Here is an 11,340-nt window from a genome sequence, read left to right on the forward strand (position 1 = left end):
ACTATTTCTTAATCTGTTTTTTAACCTCTTTTGCTTCTGCAACAATTTCAGGGAAGTCCTTATAGTTTGCAATGATCTGATCACAGGTATAACTTGCCTGGTAATTATCTTTCAGGCCGATATAGTTTTTCGCCATCAGTACCAATGCTTTTGCTCCCCAAAATTCTTCTGATGCATAGTTATTGGCAAGCTTAAAGATTGTCTCATTAGAAGACTTGAACGCTTTCCCTTTGTTCTGATAGTATGCTTTTGCATACAAAGCTTCCGCAGCTACAGAAGTGTTGGATGATTTTTCAAGAGAAGTATAGGCAGACTGTGCATCTTTATCTTTTCCTGAATTCATAAGACTTCTCGCCTTAATCACTTTGGCAGTTTCAATAACGGCTGCTGAGTTTTTAGAATTGGCGATTACTGCATTGGCTAGTTTTTCCGCTTCAGAGAAGTTATTTTCTTCAGCATACAGTTTCATCAATTCAACATTTGCATAATTTTTAATGCTGATATTGGAAGAGTTTTTAATGCCTTCAAGGTACTTTTTCGCTTCTGCTGTATTCCCTTGTGCAATAAAGATTTGAGCTAAACGAGTTTGCGCATCATCCTGATAATCGTTCTGAATTCCAGACACTTCCTGAAGCACAAGTAAAGCTTTAGTTGAATTATTGGTTTGATAATAACTTTCGCCCAATTCATACTTCGCCTGGTACAATCCTTCACCCGTCGGATTTTGTGTCAGATACTTTTCATAATAAGAAATGGCGTTCTTATAATCTTTCTTGGAGAAATATTGTTTTCCGGTAGACAAGTTGATTTCGTCAATTTCAGCGGTATCTACATTCACCCCAATATTTTGGGCAAATGTTTCATATCCGGAAACATCTCCGTTTTTCGTAAAGATCGGTTTCGCAGCCTGAACAATCTTCTGGGCATATGCCGTATTTTTATACTGATCACCCAAAGATTTCAGTTCAGAAAGCGCTTTATCATTCTGATTCTGATCGATGTAGTTTTGTGCTCTGTAGATAGAAGCGTTCGCAATCAGATCTTTGTCAGAAGACCCTTTGATTACTTTTCCGAAATAATCATTGGAATTGGCAAAGTCATCCTGAGCCGCATAAGCCGTTCCTATTTCATATTGGGCATCATCATAATATTCGGAATCCGGATATTTCGATAATAGATTTTTAAGATTGTTGATCTTGGCCTGAGTATCCCCTTTAAATCCTAAAGCCATTGCTTTTTGATACAAAGTATAATCTGTAGCATCTTCATTCTTGTCATAAATAGCAATCGCTTCGTTCAGGTCATTATTGGCATAATGAATATCTGCAAGACGAAGTTCTGCATCATTTTTAAACTCTGGTTTCGGATTGGTAAGATATTGTTTGAAATAAGTAGCAGCCTGGTCAAATTTTTTGGATTTAAAATAGGCATATCCCAAATCATATGGCAGCTGCTGCTTTTCAGGGAAATTTTCGTTGAGAAGCTTTTCATAACGAACAATCGCAGATGGATAATTCCCTTTCTGGTAATATACCTGTGCCAGCCAGTACAAAGCTCTGCTGTTGAATTCTTTATTGATATTGAAACCGAGACTTCTTAAGAAATACTTCTCCGCTTCATCATAATTTCCTTTATTGAACTCCTCAGTCCCCAGTAAATAAGAAACTTCCTGATCTACTTTGTTGATTTCAGGAGTCGAACTCTGCAATCGGTCAATAGCGTTAAGAGTTTCTTTATAGTTTCCTGAATAAAGATATGATTTTACCAATAATGACCTCATTTCTGTGGCATTGGCCCCATTCTGATTTTCGTTGATATAACTCTGAATAACCGCAGAAGGGCTTTCAAACGGGTTCCCGATATCGTAACTTAGTTTAGCATACTGCTCGTGAGCCAGCTTTTTCACTTTCGCATCATAATCCATCTGGTAAGAAGAACGGAATGCAGAAAGTGCTTCCTGTTTTTTATCTACTGCCAGATAAGCATTTCCTAACTGATAGTAAGCATTCTGTGCCAAAGCAGAATTACTGTTCAGAAGCTGGTTATAATAGGAAACCGCCTCATCATATTTTTTCAGCTGTGCTGCCACAAATCCCATCTCATACAAATCATTTTCAGATGGATTCTGCTGCACACTCAGATAATTTTTTAAATGGGGATAAGCAGAATTATAATCATTCTTCATGAAATAACTCTCCCCTATGATCTTGTGGACTTCTGCTTTATAAGAATCTGAAATATTTTCGTTCAATAGCGCATTTCCTTCTGTAATCGCCTGATCGTAGTTCTTATCATTGTAATACATCTGTACATAATAAGGACGTACCAGTTTTGAGAACTTATCCTGATCTTTTATCGAATCAAAATACTGGAAGGCTTTGTCATTTTGCCTGTTGCTGTAATATAAATGTCCCAGCATATAAGCAATATCTCCTTTCTGAGACTGATCTGCTGTTTTATATGCTTCTTCCAGAGCATCCGTTGCTCCTTTGGAATCACCTGTCATGAATTTTGCATATCCAAGCTTCAGAATATACTGTGTATTTTCCTCTTTGGAAAGCTGGTACTGGTTCACTTTCTTAAGGGTCTCCAGCGCTTTGTCAAAGTCTTTTTTTGCCAGATAGTAATCTGCCAGGGGAAGATTGGCCTGAGCAAAATAAGCAGAGTTCGGATATTCTTTCATGAACGCTGTTAGCCCTTCTTCAGCATGATTTTTCTGAAGAATCACACCGATCACATTATCAAAAAACTGCGCAGCTTCTTTCTTCGAACGGGACAGATTCTGATTGTAGAAATACTGTCTTGCATATTCGTATTGTGAAGCATTGTATATTTTGGTCTGATAAAGATTTTCGGCTAGGCTGAACCTGTAATTTTCTTTCTGGGTAAAATATTGGGACTGTTGAGCATCGGAGATTCCGAAATATATTACAGCAGCCGCTAAAAGTATTTTTTTTGATTTCATTCTTCTTGATATAAGAAAATTAGTCTAAATAAGTTAACGAAAATATTAAAAACTTATTGTTTAAGCAAGTTTTAGCAGATTTAATGGTTATAAATAACAATTTAATAACAATGAAAATTTTCTCACTGTTCAATGATAAAATTTACTACTTTCGTCTGATAAAATATAAACAATTTTAGTAAACAGTTATCAAAAACCTATTTTGAGCTGATACTTTTTCAACAGCAGCGAAAAACATACCATAAATACACCAAGACATGAAATTTAAGATACTTTTAGCATTAGTTTTTGTCAACCTGGTGCAGGCACAAAAATTTTATTTCCCAAAGACCGCCGTAACTGACTCTGTTATATTGGAAAAGCAGATACCCGGACTTGCCCAGCAAGTGATTCCCCCACTTCAATCGGCAAAGTACAGACCCGAAAATACCGTTGATCTTATGGATAATCTTTTCCGTTTACAGCTGGTTGCCCAGGATTATAAGAATTCACTCGCTTCTCTTTCTGAAAACCGCAATCTGTTTGCCGATCATAATATGGGAGGATACAGATATATTGGATTTGAACTGTACAGTCTTGCAAAGATGGAACAAAAAGAAAGCAACATTTCTTTTCCCAATGCCCTACAGAAAGTATTTAATCAGAAATATGAAAGTCTTCCGGAAAATTTGATTCCAAGACTGGAGCTCGCTCTGAACGGAGATGTGAAAGAATCCAGAAAATTGTTGAAGACCCTGCTGGATAAGCAAAAGGGCAAGGACAGCATCGATTACAGAACAGCTCTGGCTTTATGTAAAAGTTATCTGAGCTATAAAACCTACTCCAGCATCAAACCTCAGGTCATGCAGCTGCTGACTTCAAAAGACAAGGAAAAATTCATTACCGAAACGAAAGACCTTAAGATCAATGGGAATACCTTAACGATCACTATTGTCCGCAAAAAGGAAAACACTTCTCCACTTCCTGTTATTTTAACCAATAATATCTATGCAGGTCCCATTGATAATTTCCTTGGAAAGAGAGCTGCTACCTATAATTATGTGGGAGCCGTAGTCAATACCAGGGGTAAGAGAAACAGCAATGATATAAACAATCCCTTTGAGCATGAATCGGAAGATATTTATGAAGTGATAGACTGGGTAAGCAAACAGCCATGGTCCAATGGAACAGTGGGAATGGTAGGAGGAAGTTATTTAGGCTTTAGTCAATGGGCTGCGATAAAAAAACTTCATCCTGCCTTAAAAACAATTGTTCCTCAGGTAGCAGTAGGAATCGGAATAGATTATCCTGCCCAGAATAATGTCTTCATGAGCTATATGCTGCAGTGGATTCAGTATGTAACCAACAATAAATTTACCGATGAGGCAGATTTTACCAATGCTGTAAAATGGGATTCTATTTTTAGTAAATGGTACAAAAGCGGGAAATCATTCAGATCGTTAGATAAAATAAGCGGGAAACCCAGCAAAATATTCCAGCGATGGCTGGATCATCCGGGATATGATGAGTACTGGCAGAAAATGGTTCCTTACAAAGAAGATTTTTCTAAAATCAATATTCCGATCCTGACCACTACAGGATATTATGATGACGATCAGATTGGCGCGCTGTATTATTTTAAGCAACATCATCTGTACAATAAAAATGCTGATCATTATCTGGTAATTGGTCCTTATAATCATGGAGGGGCACAAAATTTCGGGTTTACGTATGTGAATGGAAATCCTATTGATCCGGTAGCCAGAATCAGTATTGATGATCTTGCTTTTTCCTGGTTTGATTATATTCTTAAGGGAGGCAAAAAGCCTGAAATACTAAAAGACAGAATCAATTTTCAGGTCATGAATACAAATACATGGAAACATGTTGCCGATCTCGACAAAATGCACAATGCTGCGTTGAAGTTTTATCTTCAGGACAAAAAAAACACCTCTTCAGTATTCAGTAAACCAGAAAGCCAGAGCTTTACAAAGCAAACCGTTGATTTTAAGAACAGAAATCAGAAAGACACCTATTATAAAGTCAGCAAAAAAGACAGTATAAAAACGACCAATTCTATCGCTTTCGAAAGTGAAATTCTTGATAAGGATATCATCATGAGTGGAAACCTCTCAGGAGTTTTCAATGTTTCCATCAATAAAAAAGATTTTGATACGGATACCTATCTGTACCAGATTTCTCCGGATGGAAAATCTTATTTACTATCAACTCATATCGTGAGGGCCAGCTATGCAAAGAACAATGAAAACCGACAGCTTCTTGAACCTTATAAAATGGAACAGATTCCGATTAAGAATTCGTATGTCATGAGTAGAAAGATAGAGAAAGGAAGCAAATTGCTTTTATTGGTGGGGGTTAATAAGAATCCTAACTGGCAGATCAATTATGGGTCCGGTAAAGATGTGAGTGATGAAACAATAAAGGATTCCGGAGAACCTCTGGAGATAAAATGGTATAATGACAGCTATGTGGAAATCCCTGTTTATAAAGACTAAAAACCTTTTCTAAAAACATTTCAGCAGACTTTATGCAATAAAACAACAATGAAATCATTTCATTCTTTACTAATAAAAATTCTTAATTTAGCCCGCTAAAAAAATAACCCATTGAGCAATACGATGATCAAGTACATTTTTTGATGTGATACTTTTTCATCACCAGCTCAAAACATACCATTAATGAAATTTAAGATACTCTTAGCATTATTTTTTGTCAATCTAATGCAGGCCCAGAAGTTTTATTTTCCGAAAGCAGCAACAACAGATTCTGTTATTTTGGAAAAACAAATTCCCGAACTCGCTTTAAAAGTAATTACTGAACATCAGTCTCCTAAGAACAAGCCGAAGTATATACTCACGTTTTTAGATAATCTGTTTCGTTTACAGCTCGCTGCAAAAGATTACAAAAATTCTATTGTAAGTATAACTGATTACCGTAAGGAATATGCAGATCACAACATGGCAGGGAACAAACATCTTGCTCATGAAATCTACAGTATGGCTAAGCTGATGGAAAAGGATAAAAAAATTCCGTTTCCTGATGCTCTTCAAGCCGCCTTTACCACAAGATATGAAAGTTTATCCGAGCCGCTGACTGCCAAAGTAGGGCTTACTCTGGATATTGATTCAGATGTAAGAGATCATAAAAAAAGGCTGAAAGCAGCACTTGACAAACAAAAAGATAAGGATAGTATAGACTATGCTTCCGCTCTGGCTTTATGTAAAAACTATGTCAATTATAAGACCTACTCAAGCATCAAGCCCCAGATTATGCAGCTGTTTAAAGTAAAGGAGCAGGAAAAATTCATCATCGAATCCAAAATCCTTACTTTAAAAAATGGTACAAAACTCACCATTACGATTGTACGAAAAAAAGAAAACACCTCTCCTCTTCCCGTTATACTTACCAATAATATTTATGCCGGAGAATTTGTAGATGCAGGAATGGGGAAAAGAGCAGCTGTTTACAATTATGTAGGAGCCGTGGTTAATACCCGTGGAAAAAGAGACAGCAATGACCCCAATCATCCGTTTGAAGATGAAGCTCAGGATCTTTATGAAGTCATAGACTGGGTAAGCAAACAACCGTGGAGCAATGGTAAAGTAGGGATGATAGGCGGAAGTTATTTAGGATTCAGCCAATGGGCAGCTTCCAAAAAACTGCACCCGGCTTTGAAAACCATTGTACCTCAGGTTTCGGTAGGAATCGGAATAGATTATCCTTCTCAAAATAATGTCTTCAAGGGCTATATGCTCCAGTGGATTCACTATGTCACCAATAATAAGCTGACTGATGAAGCAAGCTTTAATAATGATACAAAATGGGATTCTATCAATACCGCGTGGTACAAAAGCGGCAGATCATTCAGAGCCCTGGATTCTTTAAGCGGAAAGCCCAATAAAATATTCCAAAGATGGCTGGATCATCCCGGTTATGATAAATACTGGCAAAACATGGTTCCTTATAAAAAAGATTTTGCCAAAATAAACATTCCTGTTTTAACAACTACTGGCTATTATGATGCGGATCAGATCGGAGCATTATATTATTATAAAGAACATCACAAATACAACAAAAACCCTAACCACTATTTAGTGATAGGACCTTATGATCATGCAGCAGCTCAAAGCTATGGATACAATTATGTTTATGTTTACGGCTATGGAAACCTACTCATAGATCCTGTAGCCAGAATAAGTATTGATAACCTTGCTTTTTCATGGTTCGATTATATTCTGAAGAATGGCAAAAAACCGGAACTTCTGAAAGATAAAGTCAATTTTCAGATCATGAACAGTAACACATGGAAACATGTTCCTACTCTTGATAAAATGCACTCATCTTCTCTTAAATTTTATCTTCAGGATCGTAAAAACGGTTCTTCAGTTTTTGAGAAACCCAAAACTGAACAATTTACCAAACAGACCATTGACTTTAAAGACAGAAATCCGAAATATCTTTATCATACAGTAAGCAAACAGGATAGTGTGTATGTAACCAATTCTCTTTATTTTGAAAGTGAAATTCTGGAGAAGGATATTACAGTAAGCGGAAATTTATCCGGAATATTCAACGTTTCCATCAACAAGAAGGATTTTGATCCCAAAACCTTATTATATCAGGTACAGCCGGATGGTAAGATATTTTTACTGTCTACACATCTTACCCGAGCCAGCTATGCAAAAAACAATTCCAAACGTCATCTGCTTAAGCCTGGCAAAAAGGAGCAGATCCCGATCAAAAACTCATTTTTCATCAGCAAAAAAATAGAAAAGGGAAGCAAACTGGTCTTATTGGTAGGGGTTAATAAAAATAAGAGCTGGCAGGTCAATTATGGTACAGGGAAAAATGTAAGTGATGAAACCATAAAAGATGCCGGTGAGCCTTTGGAAATAAAATGGTACAACGACAGTTATGTGGAAATACCTGTTTATAAGGATTAAAGATTTTCCGGTCAACTATTTTTATTCAAATGTTCTTAACAACTGTTAACATCAAAATAAAAAATCATTACATTTGCTTTTTTTCAAATCAAATATAGTTATTGAATGAGTCAACTTTTTAGAAGAAAAATCTATTCAGATACAGATACTTCGACGGGACTTTTAAGGGTCTTAGGTGTATGGGACATTGTATTTTTTGGTATTGCGGCTATTATCGGAGCTGGAAGCTTCAGCAGTTTGGGAGAAGCCGTTTTCAGAGGAGGTCCCGGTGTTATCCTTCTATATTTGATTTGTGGTTTTGCCTGTGGGTTTACCGCTTTATGCTATGCTGAATTTGCCAGCAGAATTCCTACGGCGGGATCTGCCTATACATATGCCTATGCCAGTTTTGGAGAATTAATTGCCTGGATCATCGGCTGGGCCCTGATCATGGAATATTCTTTCGGAAATATTTACGTAGCCTTTTCCTGGTCAGATTATTTCACCAGTTTTTTAGGACGCCTCGGAATGCATATCCCTGATTATCTGACCTGCAGCTATACTGAAGCGAGAAAAGCTGTTCAGTACGGTTCAGAAAACAAAGAATTATTAAATGCCTGGAAAACAGCTCCCCTAATTGGAAGTTTGAAGTTCATTGTAGATATTCCGGCGTTAGTCATCAATGGCTTAATTACATGGCTTTGTTATGTAGGAGTAAAAGAAAGTAAAAACTTTAACAACTCTCTGGTAATTTTAAAACTGGGAGTCATTCTACTGGTTATTCTGGTGGGTTTTGCATACATCAATACTGAAAACTGGACTCCTGTAAGCCCAGCAACAGGAACACCTTCCTTCATGCCTAATGGATTTGCCGGAGTAATGAGTGCTGTTTCCGGAGTATTTTTTGCCTATATTGGATTTGATGCTTTAAGCGTACTTTCTGAAGAAACCAAAGATCCGCAGAAGACCTTACCGAAAGGAATGATTATCTCTCTTGTATTGTGTACCGTAATTTATATTGCTTTAACATTGGTATTAACAGGAATGGTGGATTATAAGAAATTTGATGGTGTAGGAGATCCGCTTTCATTCATATTCGAAAAAACAAATGCTAACGTAGCCTGGATGGAACTGGTTGTTTCTTTCGTTGCCATCGTTGCCATTACTACCGTATTATTGGTTTTTCAGATGGGGCAGCCGAGAATCTGGTATGCCATGAGCCGTGACGGACTGATGCCTGCAAGATTTCAGAAGATACATCCTAAATATAAAACACCATCGTATGCAACTGTTGTCACGGGGATTGTAGTGGGAATTCCTATTCTTTTTACAGATAAAACCTTTATCCTTGACTTTACAAGTATCGGAACTATTTTTGCCTTTGTATTAGTATGTGCCGGGGTACTTCTTCTTCCTGCTAAGGAAAAGATCAAAGGCAGATTCCACCTGCCTTACGTGAACGGTAAAATCATTTTTCCTGTGGTTTTTATTGGCGGATTAATTGTTTTTTATAAATGGCAGCCGGAGTTTTTTGACAATCTAATGAACTGGTCAGATCCTAATGAAGGAGAATTCAGAGCTTCTATTTTCTTTTTTATCATCATTAACCTGATCTTATGCGTTGTTGCATTTGTAAAGAATTTATCATTGATTCCATTGGTTGGACTGAGCTCATGTCTGTATCTTCTTACAGGAATGAGCCACGAGAACTGGTTCTGGTTCGGAATGTGGTTCCTGATCGGAATGGTCATTTATTTCTGCTATGGATATAAAAACAGCAAACTGGGAAAAGAATTAAGAAATAGCTAAGCAATAGCAATACATAAAATTCCGAAAAGGCAAAATGGCAAAAAGGTTGCATAAACTGATTTGCGATTTTGCCTTTTGATTTTTTTACTATCTTATAAAAATCGGCAGAATTATTGCTTTAGCTTCATAAGAACCCATAAACTAACCGCCATGGCTGAAAGAATCAAAACATACAGAGAGTTTTATCAGTTTTACCTTACAGAACACCGTAAAACAGGAACCCGCATTTTTCATTTTATCGGAACGCTTCTCGTATTTTTCGTTATTGGATATGTTATCAGTTCAGGAAAAGAAAGATTTCTATGGTACATTCCCATCGTAGGTTACGGATTTGCCTGGTTCAGTCATGCCGTGATTGAGAGAAATAAGCCGGCGACTTTTAAATATCCTTTATGGTCTCTGATCTCAGATTTCAGACTGTTTTTTGAATTGCTGATTGGTAAGCAGAAATTCTTTACATCCAGTAGTGAAACTCAAAATCAGGAGCCTTAAAATTTTCCCCATACTTTTCATACTAAAAATGTTAAGTGTTGGAAACCCAAAAGCTCAAAATTTTTTTACACGTGATATATTTTAAGGTGCAAGAAAATCGAAGATAAATTCTTGTATCTTATACATATGGTTTGTAAGAAGCTTAGCAGCTTTTCTTTTTCCAGCTTTCTGCTTATGAATAATGTTGAGATTGCTTCACCTTCGGTTCGCAATAACCATAATTTAGTGGGCATTTGGATAAAGCTTCTTCCCTATCATATATCCCAATGATGGCAGAATAAATGATAATATGACAGGAGCTATCAATGCCAGACCAGAACCATCAAGAACTACAGTCAAAGGAAAAAGATATCCGTTATAAACAAGAAGAGCCAGTGAAAAAAGGAAACTGTCACTGTTACCCGTGGAAAGGATATTAAAATTACTTCCAAACTGATCAAACACCCCGGAACAGATAAATAAGAACACATTTACAAAAAACATCCATAAAACCGTTCTGTAGATCATTCCTTTTTTTGCGTTCAGATATCCTGCAAAGATGAGCAAAAGGGATAAAATTCCGGAAACTGCATAATCAAGGCCGCCCACTGCAACCTCACTTTCCATTCTTCCAAAGAAATACATGGCATATAATACCAGATTCAGGAAATAAATTGCCGTTACATAGTTCATAAATCAGAGGTTTAATGATTATCAATATTGTTTTTCGAGTATGTCGTAGTGAACGGTGTTCACTATTTTTTCAGCGAGCGCATCTCCTTCTACCTTTGTCTGTTTAGGAATATAACTTGAAAAGGTTATTGTATGATCTTTATTGATTGTCACCTCCACTTCTTCAAGGATATTATGATCATCCACATAAAACTGGATTCTGTTGTCTACCAGTCTCCAGAAAGAAAGTCTTGGTTCGGATGGGCTGCAGTTTCCCACACTTCCTTCTGCATAATTATAAATAGCAAAACCATCTTCTCTGATGGCATAATTTCTCATCAGACGGCAGTTATCGAATTCTTTTACAACTTTCTTTTTACCTTCATAAAATCCAGCTTCCTTCAGTTTCCAAAACCCTATAACGTTTTCTTTATTTAATTTTTGCGCATTGACCCAAGAAGAAACAACTATAAAAGAGCCAAGTAAAAACAGTTTGTACAT

At 36.8% G+C, this 11,340-nt stretch carries 7 protein-coding genes; 4 read left to right on the forward strand and 3 right to left on the reverse strand.

Features of this window, described 5'->3' with window-relative positions; all coding sequences use genetic code 11:
• Position 1 precedes the first annotated feature (1 nt).
• Positions 2–2,965 (reverse strand): tetratricopeptide repeat protein, encoded by a 2,964-nt coding sequence (locus tag AC3FI7_RS06200; RefSeq protein ID WP_491461659.1) that lies wholly within the window; start codon positions 2,963–2,965, stop codon positions 2–4.
• 257 nt (positions 2,966–3,222) lie between these two features.
• Here AC3FI7_RS06200 and AC3FI7_RS06205 point away from each other — a divergent pair, with 257 nt between their 5' ends.
• The 4 genes from AC3FI7_RS06205 (at position 3,223) to AC3FI7_RS06220 (ending at position 10,188) form a co-directional block, all read left to right on the forward strand.
• Complete coding sequence (locus AC3FI7_RS06205; protein WP_491461660.1) at positions 3,223–5,460, forward strand: CocE/NonD family hydrolase; 2,238 nt, start codon at positions 3,223–3,225, stop codon at positions 5,458–5,460.
• Between the two features lie 183 nt (positions 5,461–5,643).
• A complete protein-coding gene (locus AC3FI7_RS06210) occupies positions 5,644–7,908 on the forward strand; it encodes a CocE/NonD family hydrolase (protein WP_142722716.1) in 2,265 nt (754 codons plus the stop codon).
• Positions 7,909–8,013: 105 nt separating this feature from the next.
• Entirely contained in the window at positions 8,014–9,696 is a 1,683-nt protein-coding gene (locus tag AC3FI7_RS06215) for an APC family permease (protein ID WP_142722715.1), read from the forward strand.
• A 150-nt stretch (positions 9,697–9,846) separates the two neighbouring features.
• Positions 9,847–10,188, forward strand: coding sequence for an Mpo1-like protein (locus AC3FI7_RS06220; RefSeq protein WP_142722714.1), 342 nt, complete (start codon positions 9,847–9,849; stop codon positions 10,186–10,188).
• A gap of 222 nt (positions 10,189–10,410) precedes the next feature.
• Here AC3FI7_RS06220 and AC3FI7_RS06225 read toward each other — a convergent pair whose 3' ends face one another.
• Positions 10,411–10,860 (reverse strand): hypothetical protein, encoded by a 450-nt coding sequence (locus AC3FI7_RS06225; RefSeq protein ID WP_491461661.1) that lies wholly within the window; start codon positions 10,858–10,860, stop codon positions 10,411–10,413.
• A 21-nt stretch (positions 10,861–10,881) separates the two neighbouring features.
• Positions 10,882–11,340 (reverse strand): lipocalin-like domain-containing protein, encoded by a 459-nt coding sequence (locus tag AC3FI7_RS06230; protein WP_142722712.1) that lies wholly within the window; start codon positions 11,338–11,340, stop codon positions 10,882–10,884.

This window comes from Chryseobacterium sp. TQ-BC-N36, assembly GCF_058382295.1.

Bases quoted from the DNA above. Each gene is read 5' to 3' on its own strand.
- AC3FI7_RS06205 (WP_491461660.1), top strand. From the start codon at position 3,223: ATGAAATTTAAGATACTTTTAGCATTAGTTTTTGTCAACCTGGTGCAG.
- AC3FI7_RS06220 (WP_142722714.1), top strand. From the start codon at position 9,847: ATGGCTGAAAGAATCAAAACATACAGAGAGTTTTATCAGTTTTACCTT.
- AC3FI7_RS06200 (WP_491461659.1), bottom strand. From the start codon at position 2,965: ATGAAATCAAAAAAAATACTTTTAGCGGCTGCTGTAATATATTTCGGA.
- AC3FI7_RS06210 (WP_142722716.1), top strand. From the start codon at position 5,644: ATGAAATTTAAGATACTCTTAGCATTATTTTTTGTCAATCTAATGCAG.
- AC3FI7_RS06215 (WP_142722715.1), top strand. From the start codon at position 8,014: ATGAGTCAACTTTTTAGAAGAAAAATCTATTCAGATACAGATACTTCG.
- AC3FI7_RS06225 (WP_491461661.1), bottom strand. From the start codon at position 10,860: ATGAACTATGTAACGGCAATTTATTTCCTGAATCTGGTATTATATGCC.
- AC3FI7_RS06230 (WP_142722712.1), bottom strand. From the start codon at position 11,340: ATGTACAAACTGTTTTTACTTGGCTCTTTTATAGTTGTTTCTTCTTGG.